At 57.0% G+C, this 20,932-nt stretch carries 20 protein-coding genes and 1 tRNA gene; 12 read left to right on the top strand and 9 right to left on the bottom strand.

What is annotated here, in order from left to right:
* The first annotated feature begins 36 nt into the window (after nucleotides 1-36).
* Complete coding sequence (locus H597_RS0122055; RefSeq protein ID WP_028104025.1) at nucleotides 37-1,056, top strand: LacI family DNA-binding transcriptional regulator; 1,020 nt, start codon at nucleotides 37-39, stop codon at nucleotides 1,054-1,056.
* On the opposite strand, the gene H597_RS33515 is transcribed toward H597_RS0122055, so the two are convergent.
* On the bottom strand, nucleotides 1,057-2,145 hold the full coding sequence (locus tag H597_RS33515) for a M23 family metallopeptidase (protein ID WP_051294012.1): 1,089 nt from the start codon (nucleotides 2,143-2,145) through the stop codon (nucleotides 1,057-1,059). It lies immediately after the preceding gene.
* Nucleotides 2,146-2,271: 126 nt separating this feature from the next.
* Here H597_RS33515 and H597_RS0122065 point away from each other — a divergent pair.
* The 5 genes from H597_RS0122065 to H597_RS0122100 all read left to right on the top strand — a co-directional run bounded on the left by H597_RS0122065 (nucleotide 2,272) and on the right by H597_RS0122100 (nucleotide 7,635).
* A tRNA-Ser gene (locus tag H597_RS0122065) sits at nucleotides 2,272-2,361 on the top strand.
* 414 nt (nucleotides 2,362-2,775) lie between these two features.
* The gene (locus H597_RS32055; protein WP_035374973.1) at nucleotides 2,776-3,861 is read left to right on the top strand and encodes a DUF262 domain-containing protein; all 1,086 of its coding nucleotides are present in this window, start codon (nucleotides 2,776-2,778) and stop codon (nucleotides 3,859-3,861) included.
* Nucleotides 3,861-4,475: an MAE_28990/MAE_18760 family HEPN-like nuclease gene (locus H597_RS32060; RefSeq protein ID WP_035374872.1), complete on the top strand. Its 615-nt coding sequence runs from the start codon at nucleotides 3,861-3,863 to the stop codon at nucleotides 4,473-4,475. Before H597_RS32055 ends, H597_RS32060 begins: the two co-directional genes overlap by 1 nt.
* The gene (locus tag H597_RS34320) at nucleotides 4,468-5,658 is read left to right on the top strand and encodes a DNA cytosine methyltransferase (RefSeq protein WP_083941228.1); all 1,191 of its coding nucleotides are present in this window, start codon (nucleotides 4,468-4,470) and stop codon (nucleotides 5,656-5,658) included. Before H597_RS32060 ends, H597_RS34320 begins: the two co-directional genes overlap by 8 nt.
* Before the next feature lie 499 nt (nucleotides 5,659-6,157).
* A protein-coding gene (locus H597_RS0122100; RefSeq protein WP_371850740.1) for an IS3 family transposase occupies nucleotides 6,158-7,635 on the top strand; the annotation gives its coding sequence in 2 pieces (ribosomal slippage) (nucleotides 6,158-6,598 and nucleotides 6,601-7,635; 1,476 coding nt in all).
* Between the two features lie 45 nt (nucleotides 7,636-7,680).
* Here the strand turns inward: H597_RS0122100 and H597_RS36135 are convergent.
* Nucleotides 7,681-7,965, bottom strand: coding sequence for a terminase gpA endonuclease subunit (locus tag H597_RS36135; protein ID WP_028104031.1), 285 nt, complete (start codon nucleotides 7,963-7,965; stop codon nucleotides 7,681-7,683).
* Nucleotides 7,966-7,967: 2 nt separating this feature from the next.
* Here H597_RS36135 and H597_RS35075 point away from each other — a divergent pair, with 2 nt between their 5' ends.
* Together H597_RS35075 and H597_RS0122110 are read left to right on the top strand one after the other, a co-directional pair.
* Nucleotides 7,968-8,174 (top strand): hypothetical protein, encoded by a 207-nt coding sequence (locus H597_RS35075; protein ID WP_154668221.1) that lies wholly within the window; start codon nucleotides 7,968-7,970, stop codon nucleotides 8,172-8,174.
* Between the two features lie 51 nt (nucleotides 8,175-8,225).
* The gene (locus H597_RS0122110) at nucleotides 8,226-8,927 is read left to right on the top strand and encodes a ParB/RepB/Spo0J family partition protein (protein ID WP_028104032.1); all 702 of its coding nucleotides are present in this window, start codon (nucleotides 8,226-8,228) and stop codon (nucleotides 8,925-8,927) included.
* A gap of 691 nt (nucleotides 8,928-9,618) precedes the next feature.
* Here the strand turns inward: H597_RS0122110 and H597_RS35080 are convergent.
* Nucleotides 9,619-10,446, bottom strand: a complete 828-nt coding sequence (locus tag H597_RS35080; protein ID WP_154668222.1) for a hypothetical protein — start codon at nucleotides 10,444-10,446, stop codon at nucleotides 9,619-9,621.
* A 152-nt stretch (nucleotides 10,447-10,598) separates the two neighbouring features.
* Complete coding sequence (locus tag H597_RS0122120) at nucleotides 10,599-11,228, bottom strand: AAA family ATPase (RefSeq protein ID WP_028104034.1); 630 nt, start codon at nucleotides 11,226-11,228, stop codon at nucleotides 10,599-10,601.
* A gap of 755 nt (nucleotides 11,229-11,983) precedes the next feature.
* Between H597_RS0122120 and H597_RS35085 the strand changes: the two genes are divergently transcribed.
* From H597_RS35085 to H597_RS32080, 4 genes are all read left to right on the top strand, one after another.
* Nucleotides 11,984-12,256 (top strand): hypothetical protein, encoded by a 273-nt coding sequence (locus H597_RS35085; protein WP_211232074.1) that lies wholly within the window; start codon nucleotides 11,984-11,986, stop codon nucleotides 12,254-12,256.
* A gap of 29 nt (nucleotides 12,257-12,285) precedes the next feature.
* Nucleotides 12,286-12,837 carry a YggL 50S ribosome-binding family protein gene (locus H597_RS34325; RefSeq protein WP_083941229.1) on the top strand — a complete coding sequence of 184 codons (552 nt, stop codon included), beginning with the start codon at nucleotides 12,286-12,288 and terminating at the stop codon, nucleotides 12,835-12,837.
* A gap of 140 nt (nucleotides 12,838-12,977) precedes the next feature.
* Entirely contained in the window at nucleotides 12,978-14,003 is a 1,026-nt protein-coding gene (locus H597_RS0122140; protein ID WP_154668223.1) for an alpha/beta hydrolase, read from the top strand.
* Between the two features lie 15 nt (nucleotides 14,004-14,018).
* Nucleotides 14,019-14,816: an alpha/beta hydrolase gene (locus tag H597_RS32080; RefSeq protein ID WP_051294016.1), complete on the top strand. Its 798-nt coding sequence runs from the start codon at nucleotides 14,019-14,021 to the stop codon at nucleotides 14,814-14,816.
* Here H597_RS32080 and H597_RS0122150 read toward each other — a convergent pair.
* The 5 genes from H597_RS0122150 to H597_RS0122170 form a co-directional block, all read right to left on the bottom strand.
* On the bottom strand, nucleotides 14,813-15,610 hold the full coding sequence (locus H597_RS0122150; protein ID WP_051294017.1) for a substrate-binding periplasmic protein: 798 nt from the start codon (nucleotides 15,608-15,610) through the stop codon (nucleotides 14,813-14,815). The two genes, H597_RS32080 and H597_RS0122150, sit on opposite strands and share 4 nt — an antisense overlap.
* 2 nt (nucleotides 15,611-15,612) lie before the next feature.
* Nucleotides 15,613-17,670, bottom strand: coding sequence for a putative bifunctional diguanylate cyclase/phosphodiesterase (locus H597_RS0122155; protein ID WP_028104038.1), 2,058 nt, complete (start codon nucleotides 17,668-17,670; stop codon nucleotides 15,613-15,615).
* 2 nt (nucleotides 17,671-17,672) lie between these two features.
* The gene (locus H597_RS0122160; protein WP_307580754.1) at nucleotides 17,673-18,584 is read right to left on the bottom strand and encodes an HDOD domain-containing protein; all 912 of its coding nucleotides are present in this window, start codon (nucleotides 18,582-18,584) and stop codon (nucleotides 17,673-17,675) included.
* 302 nt (nucleotides 18,585-18,886) lie between these two features.
* Nucleotides 18,887-19,504, bottom strand: coding sequence for a response regulator transcription factor (locus tag H597_RS0122165; RefSeq protein ID WP_028104040.1), 618 nt, complete (start codon nucleotides 19,502-19,504; stop codon nucleotides 18,887-18,889).
* Nucleotides 19,501-20,862, bottom strand: a complete 1,362-nt coding sequence (locus H597_RS0122170; protein WP_028104041.1) for a cache domain-containing protein — start codon at nucleotides 20,860-20,862, stop codon at nucleotides 19,501-19,503. Before H597_RS0122170 ends, H597_RS0122165 begins: the two co-directional genes overlap by 4 nt.
* Between the last annotated feature and the right edge of the window lie 70 nt (nucleotides 20,863-20,932).

Genomic DNA, 20,932 nt, shown 5'->3' on the forward strand with positions numbered 1-20,932 from the left:
TAATCTGCGCTTGAAAAGCATTTCAGGAATCCTCCTTTGAACGATCTCGCCACTACCCCGCCGCCAGCTACGCTGACCGACGTCGCCCGCCGTGCCGGCGTCTCCCCCAGCACCGTATCGCGCATACTGAACGGCACCGCCAAAGTCGCCGACGACAAACGGCAAGCCGTGCTGGCAGCAATCAGCGAACTGAATTTCGCCCCCAACCAGATGGCGCAAAGTCTGAAGCATGGGCGCACGATGACGATCGGGATCGTAGTGCAGGACATTGCCTCGCCCTTCTTCGACGAGATCCTGCATGGGGTGGACGACGGACTGAAAGGCACCGGCTACGCCTCGGTGATCGTCAGCGGCCACTGGAATGCCGACGAAGAGGCGGAGCGCATTCGCCTGCTGCTCGCGCGCAAAGTGGACGGAATCATTCTGCTGACCGGCCGCATGACCGATGCCGCCGTGCTGGGCTTTGCGGCGCAGCGCCCGATCGTCTCCCTGGGCCGCGTGCTGCGCACCAATCGCGCCATCGGCTTCGCGCTCGATAACGAACATGGCGCCTGGCTGGCCGTGCGCCACCTGATCGAGATGGGACATCGCAGCATCGCCCACCTTGCGGGGCCAGCCGATAATCGCGATTCAGTGGAACGCCTGGCCGGCTATAAACGGGCCTTGAAGGAAGCCGATATCCCCTTCGATCCCGCGCTTATTGTGGAAGGCAACCTGCATGAAGCCGGCGGCCTGATGGCGATGAACCGCCTGTTCGACAGCCAGCACCCGTTCACCGCCGTCTTCGCAGTCAACGACCAGACGGCATATGGCGCGCGCCTTTTCCTGTACCGCAAAGGCATCCGCGTGCCGGACGATATTTCGCTGGTCGGCTTCGACGATCTGCCCGGCTCCTCGTACACCACCCCGCCGCTGACCACCATCCGCCAGCCGCTCTATGTGATCGGACAGACGGCAGTGCAATCGATGCTGGGACTGATCAACGGCGACGACGTGGAAGGCACCATCCCACCGGTGGAACTGGTGGTACGCGAAACCACGCGCCGCATCCGTTGATCAACGAGCGGACGAACGCACCACGTCACCGCTATCGACCTGCCCTTGCTTGACCTTCAGCCAGCGCTTACCCGTCAGGCGTTCGAAGTTATTGAACGGCGACGGCAGCGCATCGGCATCGAAGCCCGGGGCGTTTTTCAAGTCATAGTGCAGATGCACCAGGAAAGCATCGCCTGAAAAGCCCATTTCCCCGACCTTCTGGCCCGCCTTGACGGTATCGCCCACCTTGACTGCCACACTGCCCTGCTTCATGTGGGCCAGCAGGCTGATTTCGCCGTTGCCATGCTCAATCTCGACATGGTTGCCCCACATGACACTCGGATCGGCGATGAACTGGTCGCGGCCAAACGGCGGCGCCTTGCCCTTGGCGTTATCCGGAATGGAGCTGACGGCGCGGATCACCTTACCGCCGGCCGGTGCCAGGATAGGTTTGCCCCAACCGTACCAATCTTCATTGCGCGAACCATCGCCTTTGAACATGCGGCCCTGGTCGTCTGTGACCACGAAATCATAACTGTAGCGCATGAAATTGCGCTTCCACTTCAGCGCTTGCGCCATCGGGTCCAGCAAAGGCAGGCGTCGATGATGCCCATAGAAGTCGTGGCCATCGTGTACGAGTACCGGGCCGGCCACAGGCAGCTGCAGCTGCGCCTTCGGCTTGTAAGCGCTTGGTTCGACAGGGAGTTCGACGGTGTACTTGGTGTCGTCGCCCACATCGAACTTGAAGGTGTAGCGCAGGTGGGACAGGTCCAGCTCCTGCGGGAAGGCGAAGAGCGGGTTGAAGACCAGCTCCGACTTGCCCGGTTCGATAAAGCGGTTTGGCACCACGAACACGCTGCGGCCATTGGCGCCAACGCGGTACTGCGCCACCAGCTTGCCGGCATCACCCAGCACCGACACTTCAATCTCGCTCAGTTCGACCTTGTCCTGGCTGTCGTTCTTGACCAGGAAGTCGATGTTCAGCAGCTGCTGGCCCTTGCCCTGCTCAATCAACGGCTTGGCCGGCGCCACGCTTACGTTGATCGGATCGGCCATGGCAACGCCCGTCATCAGTGTCATTGCGGCGCAGGCGATGGTATGCAGTTTCATTCGGTCCCCTTTGTTTTATGAAAGTGGGGCAAATTTACCGGTTACGAGGCGGTTTTGGCCGGGTTTTGCGACGAACTGCAGGAATCGTGGCATGTTCCGGCCCGAGAATGTATAATCCTGCGCTCTGGAAGCGTGGCCGAGTGGTTGAAGGCAGCAGTCTTGAAAACTGCCGACGGTTAATCCCGTTCGTGAGTTCGAATCTCACCGCTTCCGCCAAGACAAAACGATCGAACCCTTGTGGATCAAGGGTTTTTTTACGCCGTGTGATGTAGCACTTGATGAGCCGGGTTCACTGTCAACCTCGGTTTATCTGCAAAGTTCCGGAAATGGTTTCCGCAACTAGACATATTACGTCGCAGATTAGACTTTAGATCCATCACCAAGATCGACTGTGAAGTCTACATTTCTGAAGTCGCCCAAGGCTCTCCTGACTAAGTTGAGTTATGGCACAATGCCTCACCTCTTCCAAATTTGCCCTGTGCGCTTCTGATGCGCGACTGGCATCCTGAGCGACATTGGGGCGCAATGTTCGGCTTTCATTGGAGCTGCCTTCGTCCGAGTGCGTGGTAAGAGTTGGCCAATCTATGGTGCATAATTTCCACTATTGCTGTCATCAAGGTTAAAAAATCCATGGCTAGAGCTGCCAAACCAGAAGTTGTTCTTAATAGTGTTGAAGCTGAAGGTCAAGTACGAGCGCTTAAAAGCGACGTCGATTATCAGACGAAAGAATTTACTGTTGAAGTTCTCGTTCAAAAATATAGCGATGGTCTTGAAGAGGACGAAAATGAAATCTACGTCCCAACCTACCAGCGAGAATTTGTTTGGAGCAAAGCTAGGCAAAGCAAGTTCATAGAGTCTGTCATTCTAGAATTGCCTATTCCGTATATTTTTATCGCAACATTACCTAAGAGCATTCAGGATGATGAAGGTCGGGCGGAAATTGTCGACGGATCGCAGCGCATTCGAACCCTCCATGCTTTTTTAAGTGACCATCTTCGCCTATCGCATCTAGAAAAGTTGGATAAGCTGAACGGCTTTTGTTTTTCGGATCTTGAAATTTCAAGACAGAGAAAAATTAAACGTCAAGGTATTCGAGTCATTGAGCTTTCGGACCGCGCAACAGAGGAGATTAGGCGAGACATTTTTGAGCGAATTAATACCGGCAGCGACGAGCTCAAAGACATGGAGAAACGAAAAGGTATTTACACTGGACCTTTCTACGATTTCATCCGTGAATGTGCAGCTACAGAAGAATTCCGAAAAGTTTGCCCTATCTCGCATGTAAAGCAACGTCGTGAGGAGGCTGAAGAGCTTGTACTGCGCTACTTTGCGTATTGCGACAGTTACTTGACGTTCCGCCATGATGTAAGAAAGTTTTTGGATGGTTATCTGAAGTCTCATCAACATGATTTTCCTCGAGAACGCATGCTTCAGGAATTCCAATCGATGGTGAACTTCGCCACCGCCAATCTGCCATACGGATTCCGAAAAAGCCCAATCTCATCAAGCGTGGCTCGGGTCAGGTTCGAGGCGTTGGCGTGCGGCATCACCCTTGCCCAACGACTTAGCCCGAACCTAATCGGCTCTAAGAAAAAAATTGAGGACTGGATTACCTCTAAGGAATTCAGTAACCACGTGGTGTCAGATGCTAGTAATTCACAGCCCAAGCTGAAGGGGCGCATCGAATTTGTTCGCAACAAATTACTGGAAGCATAATGCTACCGGCGGAAATAGAGTTTCAGCGCCGTGATGCCGAAGTCGATGAGTACATTCAGCATTTGATTGCGCTTGAGGCTTCAACGGGATTTTCGGTATCGCTCGCTAATACGATGAAGTCGTCGGCACTTCTGATGATTTACAATCTAATTGAATCGACAATGACGAATATTCTGCAAGATGTATTCGATCACTTGCACACAGGGAAAGTTTCATTTGATCAGCTAAACACTGCGATGAAACGCCTCGTTCTGAGCTATGCAAAAAAACGAAATCCGTCGTCGTTGGTGACTCGCATGGAACAGAACACCCTTACTCTTGTCGTCGCCTGTTTTGATCGGTCCGAATTATTTTCCGGCAATTTAGATTGCCAGGTTATCCGTGAAACCTTAAAGGAGATTGGAGTTCCTACCAAGCATGCGTATCGTGAACCAGCCCTGCTGACTGTCAAAACCGAACGTAACGAGCTTGCTCACGGCACGAAATCTTTCGGTGATTGCGGCAGAAATTACACTGCTCGCCAGCTTAACGAATTTCATCAAAAAACGAAGGTCATTTTGCAACGCGTTATTTCAGATTTCGACAGCTTCTTGGAAGAAAAGGCGTATGCCTAAAGATCGCGATCTCGACACCCAATCGTCGTTTCCCTCAGCCGGCCAACTCCCGAACTGGGAGAACTTCGTGCGCCTCAAGGCTCACCCAGAATGGCAACAAACTGGCAAAAAAGTCAGGATCGTAGACCTATTCTGCGGATGCGGCGGTCTCAGCTTGGGAGCTACCTTAGCTGGGGCGATGGTCGCAAGACCCGTGGAAATCGCTCTAGCCGCTGATAATTGGGATGAAGCACTCCAAGTCTATGGCGCAAATTTTTCGCCCGACTCACATAAGACCTTGCATCAAGATCTAGCCGCATTAGTTGAGTCGCCTGGAAGCGTAGTGCTGTCTAAGCAAGGCAAAGCACTCGCAAAAACGCTTGGACGCGTCGATCTCTTAGTGGCAGGTCCACCGTGCCAAGGGAACTCTGACCTCAACAATGCCAGCCGCAGGGATGACCCTCGGAATCAGCTCTATACGGTTCCGGTAGCCATGGCTTTATCACTCAAAGTTGAATTCCTCGTTGTAGAGAACGTGCCCCCGGTTGTCCACTCTTCGGGAAAAGTCGTATTTGACGCCGTGTCTGCGCTAACCCTGGCGGGTTATAGCGTGCTCGATTTCGTTGCGAACGCAGCCGACTTTGGGCTTCCTCAAGCAAGACGCCGCCATATTTTGGTCGCCTCAAGGAAGCACAATCAGGCAGAGTTGGAGCAGGCACTGACATTTTCCAAGCCTGCAACTACGGCCTCGATATGGAGCTTTATTTCCGATCTTGAGATGGAAAAGCCGGCAAGCCTTGGTCTGCTGTCAAGGCCGACGAAGATGTCGAAGGATAACATCGAGCGAATCAACTACCTCTTTGACAACAACCTGTTTGATCTTCCGAATCAGCTTCGGCCGGCCTGCCATAGAGATAAAGTCCACTCATACGTTTCGATGTACGGCAGGCTGAGAAAAGATGCTCCATCGCAAACGATTACGAGCGGTTTTGGCTCTATGGGGCAAGGCCGTTACGTCCACCCGACGCAACGGAGAATGATATCCGCGCACGAGGCAGCGCGCATTCAGGGGTTTCCTGATTACTTCAGCTTTTCCAACGTGCGCAATATTACTTCACTTCGCACCATGATCGCGAACGCAGTCCCACCAGGACTAATAGCATTAATATTGGCACGACTGCTGGCGAAATCGGATAGCAAGTGATCCTGTCGTTAACGCATCGGCGAGACTTCTGTACAGACGTCTGCACTAGCCCGGCTTCTCTATTACGCTTCTTATCTGCTTGTAGTATTCGCGCCAGCCGAGTGCTTGCTCCCGCCAAGCGCGACAGCTTGTAGCGTTGTGGACGTCAGCTTCCGCAATCTCAGAGAGCGGAATTCCGGCGGGCTCTCGATCAGACTCGGCGGCGGGTCCGGGATCGTCACCTGACCAGGCGGCGTTGTATGCGCGCACGAAGCCAGCATTGACGCCGAAAGCACTGTCATCGCTAGGCGTAACATACAGTGGCACTTGTTTCTCAATCACTTCTCCTTTTAAGTAGACCGTTTTGATCCGGTCGCGGTATTTGATCTCGGTCTGAATAACTACTTTTGTCTGCGCCTTCGCTATGGCGACCGTGCACTGCGTTTGCGCGTTCCCCTCTGTACCAATATAACTTGAGACACCTACCCGATTAATTTAAAGTACAGCGGTAGGTCCCAACATGCACAACCGAAAGCAGCAAATTAGCATTCCAGCAGATTCCCAAGACCCCGTCGCAGCGGCGTCCAGCAAGGTTCAACGCCCCGATCCCGAGGTGACCCCGACAGCCAAGCGGCGCACCTTCTCCAAGGCCGAGAAATTGCGCATTCTGGCCGCAGCCGACGCCTGCGTGGCGCCGGGCGATATCGGCGCCTTGTTGCGTCGTGAAGGCATCTATTCATCGCACCTGGCGACTTGGCGCAAGCAGCGTAAGGTTGCCGGCGAGTCCACTGCGCTGGAACGCAAACGCGGCCCCAAAGCAGATCCTGCTGCGGCCGAAGCACGCCGTGTGCAGGAGTTGGAACGAGAAGTTGAACGCCTGCGCGCCAAGCTGGCCAAGGCGGACTTGATTATCGACGTCCAAAAAAAACTTTCCACTCTGCTGGGTCTGAGTACCGGCGACACGCCGAGCGAGCCGAAGTGATCAGTGCCGCCAGCATCCTGGCTGAGCAAGTCGGCGTAGCCGCTGCTTGCCGCGCTTTGCGCCTGCCGCGCAGCGCCTTGTATCGCGACCGCAGCGCGCGCAATGTCTGTCCGCTTCCGGCACCGACCAGCAGCACGGTATCCAAGCGGCCGCCGTTGGCGTTGTCGGAGCTTGAGCGCCGTGTCGTACTCGATGTGCTCAATAGCCCGCGCTTTGCCAATTGCGCACCGGCTGCCATCTACGCCCAGTTGCTCGACGAGGGGCGCTACGTGGCTTCCGTGCGCACCATGTACCGTCTGCTGCAAGGCTGTGCCGCCGTGCGCGAGCGGCGCAACCAACTGCGTCATCCTGAATACGCGAAGCCGGAACTGCTGGCTGTGATGCCCAACCAAGTCTGGACTTGGGACATCACCAAATTGAAGGGGCCAACCCGCGGCACGTGTTTTCATTTGTACGTCATCCTCGATATCTTCAGCCGCTACGTGGTGGGGTGGATGGTGGCTGAACAGGAGACCGCCGAACTGGCCGAGCAGCTCATTGCCGACACCGCCGCCAAGGAAGACATCGAGCCTGGCGCGCTCACCTTGCATGCCGACCGTGGCAGCAGCATGCGCTCCAAACCCGTTGCCACGCTGCTGTCTGATCTGGGCATTACCAAGTCGCACAGCAGGCCCTATGTTTCCGACGATAACCCGTATTCAGAGGCGCAGTTTAAAACCTTGAAGTACCAGCCGGGCTTCCCGGCTCGCTTTGGCTCGCTGGCGGATGCTCGCGTCCACTGCGTCCAGTTCTTCACCTGGTACAACCAGCAGCACCGCCATTCCGGCATCGGCATGATGACGCCACAGGACGTCCATACCGGCCGCGCTGCAGAGGTACGTAAGCAACGACAGGCCACGTTGGCGGGAGCATTCTTACGCACACCGAGCCGCTTCAAGCATCGCTTGCCGCAGCCACAGAAGCTGCCGACCGCAGCCTGGATCAACCCACCAATGATGGAGAAGAAAGCTGCCTGAAACCCGAGAATTAGACTCTCACCGATTTAACAAGGTGTTTCAAATTCATTGACACGCTCCGTTCACGTAGGCATACACCGCATCGGTTGTTGTCCCGTCCGACGAGTCCACCGATACAGCGCGGATCGTCAGCAAGTTGCCGCTGGCGTGACGAAACTGCTGCTCCAGCAGCAGAGGATTTGCCGGCGTCGTTTTCACCCCGCACCTTCGGAATTCGATACTGAGCGCCACGGCGCCCCGTGTGCAGTCTTCGCTCAGAGTTGGCTGTTGCTGGGGGGTTACTTGGTTATGGTTATGGTTCTGGTTCTGGTTGGTTTCAGAGGAACCCATACATGCAAATCCATGAAATTAAGCGCGGAGCGAGCGTCGAATTTGAAACACCAGCCGGTCCACAACAAGGAACCGTACACGCGCTCTTCGCAGACGTATTTCGTGGCTGCCAAGTGGCTCAAATAGAGGTACCGGGAACGATCGACGGCGCGCCCTGGTTTATGCCAGTGATCGCACTTCAACTGTCCAGTGCCTCTACCAACGCTTAACTACTCATTCAGTGCAGACGTCTGCACCCTTTAATCAATTCGAGAACTGATATGGAACTGACCCTTATTCCGGCACCAACGACACAGCCCAACGATCTGCCCGGCATTCTCAATATGCTCACGCTGGATGACGGCAGCACGTTTGGCCACTTCAACACCAGCCACATCATTAACTCGCCCACAAACCGCAAGCGCTTCAACGAAAGCAAATTGCAAGAGCTGGCGGCTAGCGTAAAGAAAAAAGGGGTCGTACAGCCTATCCTGATTCGCCCTCTTCCAGCAACCGAAGGGCAGCGACAGATGTACGAACTTATCGCCGGCGAAAGGCGCTGGCGTGCCGCGATCATTGCTGGCATCGCGCACATTCCTGCACTCTGCCGCGATCTCTCGGATCACGACGTAATCGAACTGCAGATCCTGGAAGCCCAACGCCAGCGCGAACTTCTGCACGCTGAGAATGAGCGCATCGCTGATGCGATGACTTCAGTACGTGTCGCAACGTTCCGCAAGCTTCGTGAAAGGGCCAGAACTGGCCTCACCGTGCACATGCTGCGCAAATTGGCAAAAGCGCTGATCCTCGATTGGGGTATCGAATCGCTTCCAGTCGATGCCATCGGCGACTTGTACCCATTCGAGCGCGATAAGGAGACTATCTGCGCCTACATCGATCAGGCCGACACCACGACCGTGCAACTGCTGATCATGGACCTGATCGGGCGACGCCCTCAGTGTCAACGCATACTGCATCGATGAAGAAGAGAACGATCCGCAGCCCCGCTACCTGGCGCTGAAGGCGATGTCCACACTGGAGAAAGTTGATTCGAACGAGTCGACCGCGCCGGTTGACATTGAAGTCGAGTCGTCACCCCTAACCAGCGCACAGCCAGATACACCGGCACGCGCAAAGCTCACGCTTAAGGACAAAGCAGAGACGCCACGTGAGCAAGCCGAAGGACCGGTAATCAAAATCCGCAAGAATCGCGCTGCGCAGGCAAAGGCCGGCGCCATCCTCGTAGAAGGAGCGTACCGAACGAAACATTCGGACGCCGCGATTGGCCAATGAACGCTTTCTAGCAGGCTGTTGAAATACTGATTTGCGTCATCTTCTGTCGGATTGCCGACCTCGCAAAACGAGCTACAAGCGATTTTTTCGACATGTTCAAGGGTAAAGGCACCCTGACTCATGTCCAAACTGGGTGTGTTTCGGAGGTATTTCAGCAGCCTGCTAGCGGGTTTTAAACACATACGTCCCTCACTTCAATCAGCGAGGTGCTCGCTTGCCTCGATGCTAGCGTCCCGCAAAAGCTTGACGAAGACACGAGAAGTTTTGTCCGGAACCACACTCCTGAACATGAAAAAGTTAACCGAAGAGGTTTAGCTCTGGCAGACGAGCATAAGCTATTTGCCTGGATCTCCGAGAGAGGCACATAATGGAATCGCGCATCTATGAAAACCTAGACGATTCTACGCAGGTGAAGTTTAGCGGATAGCGAATTAATGCGACCAATCGAAGGCCAGCAACCGAATGATCCTCCCCGATTCTTAGGTCAATATGCCTGTTGGTCGCTTCATATGGAATCTCCAGAACCGCGCTAGGCGTTGCTTCCACAGAAAAAACCTCTGCTTGAGAAATGAAATCAGGAAACCTTGCGGCCGAACATCCTGGCGATATGCCGATTGTGAGATCCGCACTGGACCAACCTTTCAACTCAACTCTTAAAGAGTCAATTCTAACACCCAAGTTTTTCCCGGAAAGCACATAGGCCCCTTTGATATCGAAACCAGTGTCTCCCATGTACCGCCCACTTTCCGCCGTATTGTCAGAAGATGATATATATTTCTCATAAAAATGAAATGTTTGAGGACTCAGCGATGATGTTGGTCTCACAGGTTTGACCTGATTAATCACTTTTACAGGGGCCGCCTGAAGTTGAAGCAACTCCTTATAGAAATTGAATTTTTGTGTCGTTGACAAATCCGTCGCATTTGCCACCATTCCACAGAATATATATAAGCTCCGCATTTGAATGATAGAAGCATCGGAAGGATTGGCATTAGCAGTATGCGCTCGAATAGTGTTCTCAAACACGCCTTTCAGGCTACCTTTCGCTTTCGCCACTTTAAATGCAGTGTCAGCAGACAATTGCAATTCCGCCTCGCGCTTGGTCGTGATCTCTGCTCGCGGATCCAATGGAGAGCAATCGATCTTTTGAGCATAAACCTTGGTGCTCAAAAAAAATACAATCAGCCAAATCAAATTCAATCGTTTCATTATATTTCCTCTATCACATGAATTTTATGGAACGGCGATTGGTGAACTCCTGTTTGTCGAAGATTAATCCTTATTGTTATGCCCCTATTCAGAAATTCAGAAATATCGGCACGCGAGCCAAAACGACATAGAAATTATCACTCTCACAATGGCTAGTCATGCTGAACAAAACGATGGAGCCGGCAAGGGGATTGTCGCTTTCGGAAGTTATCCGCCAAAAGGTTGATTTGTTCGAACACCGCCTTTGTGCTGTCTGAGTCGGCTTTAAGTCTATTCTCTACGTGGTCTTTCAGTACGCTGACGATTTTCGCTTGAGTAATTTCGGTGGCATCGGTGGGCTTAATTCGTACTGGCTTTGGGATTCGACTCTGAATTAAGGCGTCGATGCCCCCTACTCCACCGTCAATGAAATCGTTCTTTTCCGGACTGAAGGATTGCTTCTGAGCAGCAACATCAGGTTTTGTCCAGACGAAGCGTACCTTCACGCACCGGCCATACTCGGGGTCATCGTAGCCCCGGCTTTTGCCGATCTTTTCCTCGTCCTCGGGCGTGACCTCCCTGAATATGCCGGTAATTTCTATGGGCTTGGAGATGTCTTCCTTATGGAAAAAACTCTCCGACAGTGGGGCGCTTGCTGCCGCAAAAGCTTCGTAGGCGTCAAGCACAGTTGACTTTCCAACATTGTTTTGACCGACCAGCACTACGATTTTGTCGATCCGGATTTCACAGCCGGCTTCCCCAATTCTTTTGAAGTTCTTGATCAGAAAACTTGCAAGTTTCATATTGGCTCCCTAATGGTTGCTATTTCCAAGTATTGCCCCACCACTATAAGGCGGAGTTACCCAGAAAAATTCACTCTTTGTAACAAGCAACAAGAAGTAGGGATTGCATGCCTAAGAAAAAACTTTTGGGGGCATGTTTGGGGCATATTCAGTACCCAGCATGATTCAAGCATAGCATTTACGCGGACTCCAAGACCTTGTTAGACTGCCACCGCTGCCAAGAGCATCACCTAAGTCGTTGAAAAAATGACTTTGTCCCTTTTGATGCTTGCCACTACGGACTTCCATCAGGGGGCCGATTCTCAATCCTCGCACAGTTGCGGAAGTGGTTTCCGCAACCATCGTCACGCTACATTGCAAAATTGTACTTATTTTTTGCAACGGAGAATTTTTCACGCCTATTTCGTACGAGGCGATTGCCTCCTGTGCTAGCATTGTCCTTAACTGAGGTCAACAACATTTAGGAAAGGACCGCAATGTTTGATTTTCGGATGACTGTCCGGGAGAATTTCGCGTCCTTCCGAGATAGCGAAACCGGCAAAGTCGTGTACGTGGACTCGTTTGACAATTGCGAGTTCAATGTTCGCTTTGGAACGATTGAGTCTACTGAAGACTTGGGCACTATTGAAGCCGAAAATGACGATGCACTTAATGCTCAGTTGCGTGAGCTTATTTGCAATAAGATCACTAACAATAAAAGCCACAAGATCGACCACTCTCACTAAATAGTGATTTCTCGGGCTGATCTTGATGTCATGACCGCGTGCATCAATGCGAACTTGGCATCATACAGCGCCGAGATTAAGCCCTCTGTCCACTTCGGCCTGGATCGCCTTAATGATCTGCGCAATAAACCGCCTATTAATGCGGTTGAGCTCGAAGGTGTATTCATGCGCTTTCTTGCGCAGCATATCGATGAAGCACTAAAGCCTAATGATGGCGAGACATTCAATATCCGTTGCCTACAAACTATCATGCGCCGTAAGAACTTCTTCGCGAAAGATTCTATTGAATTCCGCGTAGTATGACCGGCTCCAGCGAATCCGATTAGGCCACAATGACGACGGAAGAAAGCCGCAAAATTTGCGGCTTTTTCTTTGCCTTAGCCACGTCCACCAATGGCATGCCACTCTTGCTGGTAAGTTGGGGCCTTCTGTGGCCATGTAATCTACGCTCGGGCAACTCAGCGATTTGGAAACTTACGTCGGCCAGCCCCGTCCATCAGTTAGAATCTGCCCGCTTCCACAAAATAAAAGGCCTCAAAATGACTGCAGCACGTCGCTACAACAAACGCCAACTCAAGAAACTGCACCTCGGCGAATTCCAGGAACTGGGATTCATGGTCGAGGCCCAATTGGTCGGTTCGCCGACCTCCGCCGAGCAAAATGCACTGCTCCACGCTTTCCTCGAAGAAGCTATTGAAGCCAACGGCCTCGCATTCGGCGGTGGCTACAATGACGATTTCGGCGGCTTTGTCGTCTCCAACAAAGCCTACGGCAAAGTCGAAGAAAGCCATCGCACCCTGGTGCAGGAATGGCTGAACAAGCAAAGCAAACTGTCAGGCGTAAAAGTCGGCGAGTTGCGCGATGCCTGGTATGGCTGGGGCTGAAAAGCGCCTTGTCATCCATGCAGGTAAAGGGGCGGCCATTTGGCCGCCTTTTTTTTTCATATGCGGCGCGCGGAAAAAAGCGTTAATCTTGTCAGCCAATTAACCAACGAAGTGGCGGACAACCCCGCCCGCTGATTTCGATGAAAAGACTGTTCCTCGTACTGGTGGGCACAGTGTCCTTGGCGGCACAGGCCTCGCAACAGTTCAGTGTGCCCTCCGCGCCGGGTGTCACGCTCGCGGTGACGGAAATAGGCGAGCATCATGGCAAGCGCCCTATCCTGTTGGTGCATGGCGCGCGTGTCAGCGCAAAAGCCTCGTTCGACCTGCCCGTGCAAGGTGGCTCGCTGGCGGCCGATCTGGCGGCACGTGGATTTGATGTCTATACGCTCGATGTGCGTGGCTACGGCGCCTCGACGCGCCCCGCAGCCATGGACGTTGCGCCGACGACCGATGCGGCCTTGGTGCGCTCCAGCGCCGCCGTTGAAGACATCGACGCGGCAGTGGATTTCGTGCGCCGGCGCAGCGACGGCGCCAAAGTGGCGCTGTTCGGCTGGGCGACCGGCGGCCAATGGGCCGGGCATTACGCAACCCTGCACTCGCCCAAACTGAGCGCGGTCGTGATGCTGAATAGCCTGTACCGCGGCACATCGGCGCACCCATTGATCGGGCGCGGCACCGGCATGGAGGACAAGGAGCACCCCGGCGCCTTCAACCGCACGGCCTGCGGCACTTACCGCGTAGCCGACGCAGCGTCCACGCTGGGGCCATGGGACCGAACGTTGGGCGATGAAAAGGACAAGGCACGCGATCCAGCCGTGGCGCAAGCGTATGTGCAAGCGGCGCTCGACAGCGACAGCACCAGCAGTCAACGCGAGCCGCGCAGCTTCCGCGCGCCGTGCGGGGCGATGGAGGATAGCTTCTATCTGGCCACAGGGCGCCAGTTGTGGGATGCTTCCCTGATCACGGCACCAGTACTGGCCGTCGCCGGTGAGAAGGATTTCTGGTCGCGGCCGGAAGATATGCAGAACCTGCAGGCCGACCTGGTGCACGCTCCCGCTCTCCGCATGGTGCGCATCCCGGATGGGACCCATTTTTTGCACCTTGAGCGCCCCGCTCGCGGCCGTGCGCGCCTGATCGACGAAATCGACGGTTTCGTGCCGCGATAATCATTGGAGAAAAGTATGCTCAGATTTTTCGGCAAGTTTGCGGCATTGATCCTGGTCGCCGCTACCGCAGTGGCGCAGACCGCGCCGCAGTCGGTTGGCGTGGTCGTCATGCACGGCAAAGGCGGCTCGCCAAAAGGATATGTCGCGGAGCTGGCGTCGGGACTGGAGGCCAAGGGCTACAACGTCGCCAATCTTGAAATGCCCTGGTCCGGCAACAGGAATTACGACGTCGACACAGCTGCGGCAGAGGCGGAAATCGATGCGGCGCTGGACAAGCTTCGCGCCAAGGGAGCAACCAGGTTGTTCGTGGCAGGCCATAGCCAGGGCGGCGCATTCGCCCTCAACTTCGGCAGCAAACATGCGGTGGACGGCATCATCGCCATCGCCCCCGGAGCAAGTAGCGCCAGCCAGATCGTCCGCGAAAGGCTGGGCGGGACGCTGGACGAGGCGCGCAAGCTGGTCGCCGAAGGCAAAGGCGCCGAGTTGGCGCGGCTGAAGGATTTTGAAGGCGCCAAAGGGACTTACACCGTCGTCTGCAAACCGGAGAATTATGTGACCTGGTTCGATCCGGAAGGCGCGATGAACCAGATGCAGTCAATGCGCGCAATGAAGCCCGGGACAGCGGTGCTGTTCATTGTGCCGACAAACGATTTTCCCAATCTGCTCAAGCTCAAGCGCCCCAGCTTCGACGCCCTGCCCCGCAATCCGCTGACCCGCCTCTATGAACCGGAGGCCAGCCACACCAGTGCGCCCTCCGCTTCGCGCGAGGAAATCTCACGCTGGATGTTGGAAGTGGCAAATCCGCCGCATTAGCAGCCTTTGGGTTTGACGGCGGCGAACTGGCAATCCAGCGGGCGGAAAAAATCCCGCGACGTGCCGTAGGCCTTGTTATAGCGCTCGAAAATGCGGTCGATATCGCCCGACTTGTACAGCGCAGCAATACCGCGTTCAAACGTGTCGCGCTGTTCCGCCGTGCGGAACACAAACCAGTATTCGTTCGGCTTGCCAAGGATGTCGTGATACACCAGGTCGAAATCCCCGTCGCGCAGGTAGGATTGGCGGTCCAGGTAGTAGTGGAAAATATCCTTTTGCGAAATCACGACATCCACCTGCTTCAGCACCAGCAGCGGCGATTGCAGCGTGAGCGGCTCGCTGTAGCGGCTATTGTGCTGCACCGCGTCGCGGTATGCCTGCCCCAACATGGTTGCAGCCCCTGAGAACGCCGTCACGCGGTAGCGCGAAAGATCGCTGACCGAATCGAGGCGGGGCAAGGTCGCGCGCCGCGTGATCGCCTGATTATTGAAGCTGGTGACCGGCCAATGCCCTATCACCCCAGGCAGCGCCATCGTCGGCTTGCCTCCCGTGAAAACGTCAACCAGGCCGCTGCGCAAGGCTCCCTCCGTGCGCTTCTGCGGCAAGTAGATGAAATCGGCGACGAAGCCTTGCGTGGCCATGGCGTCGCGCAGCACGTCGACCATCAGGCCGCCGTGGCGGTCCGGCATCACAAAGGGCGCGATGTCATCCTGCATGCCGAATTTGATATGCACCGGTTCGGCTGCCTGCACGGTACAGCAGAGCAGCAAGGCCAGGATGGCGGCGCGCATCATGCTCAACCCGCAGCGCAGATGGGTTGCGGCGGCGCCCAGTTCCGCGCCAGCGCGTCTTCGAATTCGTGCGCCGGCAAGGGGCGGGATAACAGGTAGCCCTGCACTTCATCGCAGCCTGAGTCCCTGAGAAAGTCCAGTTGCTCGGCGGTCTCCACGCCTTCGGCGATCACCCGGTGGTTCAATTGCCGGGCGATGCTGATGATGGTGCTGGCGATGGCGCAGTCGTTGCTGTCGAACGGAATGCCGGTGGTGAAGGAACGGTCGATCTTCAGCGTGTCGATCGGGAAGCGCTTCAGGTAGGACAGGCTCGAATAGCCGGTGCCGAAGTCGTCCAGCGACAGGGTGATGCCGGCCGCTGTCAGGCGGTCCATGATGCCGATCACCCGCTCGATATTGTGCATCAGCGTAGACTCGGTGATTTCCAGCTCCAGCCACGACGGTTCCAGGCCATAGCGCCGCAGCGTTTCCATTACGCGGCCTGGCAGCGCGGAGGTGAATTCGCGTGCCGACACGTTGACCGCCAGGCGCACCGGCGGCAGGCCTTTTTCCTTCCAGGCCTGGGCCTGGGCGCATGCCGCTTCCAGCACCCATTCCCCTAACTGCACCACCAAGCCGGTGGCTTCGGCCAGGGGAATGAATTCCGCCGGCGGCACCAGGCCGCGCTCTGGATGCTTCCAGCGCACCAGCGCTTCCGCGCCGATGATCCTGCCGCTGCTGATCTCGAACTTGGGCTGGTAATGGAGCATAAGCTGGCCGTTGCCGAGTGCCTGGCGCAGACCCGATTCGATGCGCATGCGCTCCTGCATGCCCTTGTTCATGTCCTGGCTGTAGAAGGCGATATGCTCCCCCTCCGGCGAGCTGTTTTGCTTGGCCCGGTACATGGCGATATCGGCCAGGCGCAGCAGGGTTTCGGCGTCATTGCCGTCCTGAGGATAAACGCTGATGCCGATCGAGGCGCTGACGCGCAGGTCGTGACCGTCGATCAGGAACGGCTCGTTGACGGCGTCCAGCAGTTCGTTGGCCACCATGCTCGCTTCGTAGTGCTGGTTGATGTCGAACAGGCCAACCGCGAATTCGTCGCTGGAGAGGCGCGCCACCACGTCCTGGTCGCGCAGCACCAGGCGGAAGCGCTGCGCCACTTCGCGCAGCAGGGCGTCGCCTACCCGGCGGCCCAGCGTGTCGTTAATCAGCTTGAAACGGTTCAAATCGATGAACATGACACAGCCGCTCCCCTTGCTGCGCTGGGCCACGGTCAGGGCCTGGTCCATCAGCTTGGCCAGCAACGAGCGGTTGGGCAGGCCGGTCAGCTCGTCGTAGTAAGCCAGGTGATGGATGCGCTCCTCCGCCCGCTTGCGTTCCGTGATGTCGGTCAGGTAGGCCACCAGGCCGATCGAGCGGTCTTCCATATCGCATAGCTGCGACAGCGACAGGCTGGCCCAGAAGATTTCGCCGCTCTTTTTCCGGCGGCGCACTTCCATCAGGCGCCCGCCGTGCGCCAGGAAGGCGTCGCAGGAGGCTTCGTCCTCGTCCTCGTAAAGGAAGATGATATTGCGGCCGAGCGCTTCCACCGCCGTATAGCCAAAGAGGCGCTCGGCGCCCTTGTTCCAACTGGTGATGAAGCCGTTCAAGTCCATGGTCAGCACCGATTCATGGATCTGGTCGAGAATCTGGGTTTGATGCTGCAAGCGCGCTTCCACCTGCACATAGGCGTGGGTGGTGCGCTGCGCTACCGAGTGCACCTGCAGCACGCTGCCCGCCAGGTTGGCCAGGCTGGCAAGATGCTGCCGGGTGGTTTCAGTGTAGCTGTCGCGGCCCGAGACTTCAAAGCGGCCGAAGTAGTTCTCTTCGTACTGGATCAACTGGGACAGGCCGTTCTCCCAGCCGGGCAAGCCCGTTGCAGGCGCCATATCGCTCGGCACGTAGCGGCCGTGCGGGCTGCCGGTAACGTCGCGGGCGATACGGCCCAGCTCCTCCACCAGCGCATGGCCGCGCAGGCGCAGCACCGCATCGCACAGGGCGGCGCTGCTGGAAAGGAAGTCGGAAACCGGTTGCGCGGGCATGCCTATATGTTCCTGCTGACCTGGAGCGCCCAGTGGTAGGCCTGCAACAGGCTGCGCCAATAGGTTTCGTTGTCGATGCCGACATCGCGCAGTGCGCTCGCCTGCGGTTCATGCATTTCCACCAGCGCCAGCATCTCGCCCAGCCGGCCGCTACGGTCCAGCAGGGCCGCCACCACCTCCAGGTCCAGGTTCAGGGCCGACACGATTTCCGGCATCGGCATCGCCAGCAGCACATCAAGCAGGGAAAATACGCCGGCCAGGAAAGCCATGTCCTGTTCATGGCGGTCGCCTGCGCGCAGCCTGCTCAGGGCTTCCATCTGGGCGGCGCGCAAGGCGGCCAGCGGCAGCAAGGCATTGGCCGGGCCGTCGGCTTGCTGGCGCGCGTACAGCAACAGCTGCAGCCAACGCTGAAGCTGGCGCCGCCCAAGCAGGTTAATGGCCTGGCCGAAGTTGTGGATTGGGTGGCTATTCGGCGCAAAGGCCGCCGAATTCACCAGTTTGAGCAGCTGGAAGGACAGCGCCGGATCCTGCTTCAACAGCAATTCCAGCTCCCGCGAATCGGCGTCCTGGGCCAGGAGGCCAAGCAGGGCAAGCAAGCGTTTGCGGGTGGTGCCGTCGCCCTGCGCCGCATCGTGCTCCCGTGCGCGCGGCAGTCCGGCGCAAAGCGGGCTGTCGGCCTGCAGGCGCAGGCCGCGCGCGGCCAGCCGTTGGCAATGCTGCCGTATGTCGGCCTCGGCTTGCCGCGCGGCCGGTACGATGCACACCATGCGCTTGAGCGGCAGGCCGTCAAGCTTCGCCAAGTCGAGGATGAGCGGATCAGGAAGGGGGAGGAAGTAATCGATCGCCCCCAGGGCTGCCGATTCTGGACAAGCAAGCAGCGTCTGCAAATCCGGCAGCGAAACCACGGATGGCATCTGAAATGCCAGCCCTGCCCATTGGTTCTGGGTATTCAGGACAGGCTTGATTCCCACCAGCGGAAACGAATTTGGATCTGACGCAAACATCGGAATCTCGGTGTGGTAATGCAGAGCATGGTAAGTGCTTTATTAACCTTAAGCAACCATCGCACGCGTGCTGCCACACCTGTGTTACAGGACTCGCGGACTATAGCAGAACTCGCCCAAAATCCTGGTTTTTGGGCAAGGAAGATGCGCGCCAGCGCGGGGTTTGTACCCGAAATGCTACATTAATGATTATTTTACTAAGCACTACGAAACTACTTATCGAACTGCGCGTGCTGCACGGCAAACTTGATCAGTTCCGCCTGTCCTTCGATGCCCAGCTTGCGCTTGATATTGAGGCGGTGGGTTTCCACGGTCCGCACGCTGAGGTCCAGTTCCCGCGCAATATGCTTGTTGGATTCGCCATTGGCCAGGTGGCGCAGCACCTGCGCCTCGCGGGTGGTGAGCTGGTTATCATGGGTCATCGGCTGGGCCAGCTGCTGCGCCAGGTTGGCGCTGTAATAGATGCCGCCAGCCATCACGGTCTCGATGGCGACCACGATATCCTTGCCCGGCGCATCTTTCAGCACATAGCCGCGGGCGCCGGCCTGGATCGCCTGGGTCACGTATTCCAGTTTGTCGTGCATGGACAGGATCAGCACCGCGATCTGCGGGAAGAAGCGCCTGAACTGTGCCGTGGCCTCGATGCCGTTGGTCTCGCGCATATTGATGTCCATCAGCACCAGGTCCGGCCCGTAAATGCGCGCCGCTTCCAGCGCCTCGGCCGCGCTGCCCGCCTCGGCCACCACCTCGAACTGCGCCATGGCCTCCAGGCGCGCGCGCAGGCCGTCGCGCACGAGGGGATGATCGTCTACCAACAGGATCCTGGTCATTGCTTGCCTTTATTGTCTACCCGCGCCTGCACGATGGTGCCGGCCGGCGAGGACTCGATGCGGAACTCGCCCCCGATCGCGTCCATACGTTCCATCATATTCCGTAAACCGATGCCGCGCTTCGGATGGCCGGCGATGCCTTCCGCGTCGAAGCCGCCGCCATTGTCGGCGATGCGCAGCATGACGCTGTCGGCGTCGCCTTCCAGGTCGATACTAATGCGGCTGGCCCCGGCATGGCGCTCGATATTGGTGAGCGCTTCCTGCGCAATGCGGAACAGCACTGTGTTCGCCACGTCCGTCAGGCGGTCGGTGCAGCCGGTGGCGGCAAAGGCCACGTTGCCGCCGATATGGGCGCGGAATTCCGCCGCCAGGTGCTCCAGCGCCGCCGCCAGGCCCAGGTCGTCCAGGATGGCCGGGCGCAGGTTGTGCGAAATACGGCGCACTTCGGCCAGCACATTATTGAGCTGCTCGGCCGTGTGTTCGAACGCCGCCTTGGCCTTGTCCTGCTGGCCCGGATGGGACAGGCGGATGATGCCGGCCTCGATCTGCAGCTTGATCGACACCAGCCACTGGCTGATGCCGTCGTGCAGGTCGCGCGACAGGCGCGCCCGCTCCACCTCCTGCGATTCGACCACGCGCTGCGCCAGCACTTTGAGCTTGGCGTCGGCTTCGCGGTACTCGCGGATATTCAGCGCCAGGCCGGAGACGCCGACCGCCACCAGCGCCAGCGCCGCAATGGCCGCCATCCACAGCAAGGTATTGCGGATATTGCCGCGCTGCTGGGCATCCACCTTGGCCAGGGCGGCATCGACGTCGTCAAGATAGATGCCGGTGCCCAGCATCCAGCCCCATTCCGGCAGCGGAATCACATAGCCAAGCTTGGGCACGGATTTGTGGGTGGACGGCTTGATCCAGTTGTAGCGCTCCAGCCCCCCGCCTTCGCGCGCACGGGCCAGCAGGCGCTGGATGGTGGGATTGCCCTCCTCGTCCTTCAGCATGAACAGGTTCTGGCCCACCAGCTCGGGCTGGCGCGGATGCATCAGCGCCTTGCCCTGCATGTCGTAGACGAAGAAATAGCCGTCGTCGCCGAAACTCAGGGAGGACAGGATGCGCTTCGCCTCGTCGAGGGTGGCCTGGTCCTTGCGGCCGGACTTCACCAGGTGGGCGATCGAGTGCGTCGCCAGCGCCACGTAGTGCTTGAGCTCCGCCTCCTTGCTGGCCAGGTAGGCTTGCTGGATGGTGTCGCGCTGCTGCTGCGCGAGCGTGGTGGCCTGGTAGCGCACCGCGAGGGCGATCGCGCACAGGGACAGGATAAGTGGCGCGATGGCCAGGAACAGGAACTTTTGCCGCAGCTTCATCCACCGATTGTAAGCCCCCGGCCGCCGCCCCGCCCTACGTAATTGTACGCATCGGGTTTGCGTAGTGCTG

Source organism: Pseudoduganella violaceinigra DSM 15887 (assembly GCF_000425385.1).
In the GTDB taxonomy this organism is placed as follows: domain Bacteria; phylum Pseudomonadota; class Gammaproteobacteria; order Burkholderiales; family Burkholderiaceae_D; genus Rugamonas; species Rugamonas violaceinigra.

What these genes read in the sequence shown, in the direction of transcription:
- H597_RS35085 (WP_211232074.1), top strand. Translation starts at nt 11,984, where the DNA reads ATGACCGCGTGCATCAATGCGAACTTGGCATCATACAGCGCCGAGATT.
- H597_RS0122140 (WP_154668223.1), top strand. Translation starts at nt 12,978, where the DNA reads ATGAAAAGACTGTTCCTCGTACTGGTGGGCACAGTGTCCTTGGCGGCA.
- H597_RS33515 (WP_051294012.1), bottom strand. Translation starts at nt 2,145, where the DNA reads ATGAAACTGCATACCATCGCCTGCGCCGCAATGACACTGATGACGGGC.
- H597_RS0122160 (WP_307580754.1), bottom strand. Translation starts at nt 18,584, where the DNA reads ATGCCATCCGTGGTTTCGCTGCCGGATTTGCAGACGCTGCTTGCTTGT.
- H597_RS0122170 (WP_028104041.1), bottom strand. Translation starts at nt 20,862, where the DNA reads ATGAAGCTGCGGCAAAAGTTCCTGTTCCTGGCCATCGCGCCACTTATC.
- H597_RS35080 (WP_154668222.1), bottom strand. Translation starts at nt 10,446, where the DNA reads ATGAAACGATTGAATTTGATTTGGCTGATTGTATTTTTTTTGAGCACC.
- H597_RS34320 (WP_083941228.1), top strand. Translation starts at nt 4,468, where the DNA reads ATGCCTAAAGATCGCGATCTCGACACCCAATCGTCGTTTCCCTCAGCC.
- H597_RS0122150 (WP_051294017.1), bottom strand. Translation starts at nt 15,610, where the DNA reads ATGATGCGCGCCGCCATCCTGGCCTTGCTGCTCTGCTGTACCGTGCAG.
- H597_RS32060 (WP_035374872.1), top strand. Translation starts at nt 3,861, where the DNA reads ATGCTACCGGCGGAAATAGAGTTTCAGCGCCGTGATGCCGAAGTCGAT.
- H597_RS36135 (WP_028104031.1), bottom strand. Translation starts at nt 7,965, where the DNA reads ATGGGTTCCTCTGAAACCAACCAGAACCAGAACCATAACCATAACCAA.
- H597_RS34325 (WP_083941229.1), top strand. Translation starts at nt 12,286, where the DNA reads ATGACGACGGAAGAAAGCCGCAAAATTTGCGGCTTTTTCTTTGCCTTA.
- H597_RS32055 (WP_035374973.1), top strand. Translation starts at nt 2,776, where the DNA reads ATGGCTAGAGCTGCCAAACCAGAAGTTGTTCTTAATAGTGTTGAAGCT.
- H597_RS0122165 (WP_028104040.1), bottom strand. Translation starts at nt 19,504, where the DNA reads ATGACCAGGATCCTGTTGGTAGACGATCATCCCCTCGTGCGCGACGGC.
- H597_RS0122110 (WP_028104032.1), top strand. Translation starts at nt 8,226, where the DNA reads ATGGAACTGACCCTTATTCCGGCACCAACGACACAGCCCAACGATCTG.
- H597_RS32080 (WP_051294016.1), top strand. Translation starts at nt 14,019, where the DNA reads ATGCTCAGATTTTTCGGCAAGTTTGCGGCATTGATCCTGGTCGCCGCT.
- H597_RS0122155 (WP_028104038.1), bottom strand. Translation starts at nt 17,670, where the DNA reads ATGCCCGCGCAACCGGTTTCCGACTTCCTTTCCAGCAGCGCCGCCCTG.
- H597_RS0122120 (WP_028104034.1), bottom strand. Translation starts at nt 11,228, where the DNA reads ATGAAACTTGCAAGTTTTCTGATCAAGAACTTCAAAAGAATTGGGGAA.
- H597_RS35075 (WP_154668221.1), top strand. Translation starts at nt 7,968, where the DNA reads ATGCAAATCCATGAAATTAAGCGCGGAGCGAGCGTCGAATTTGAAACA.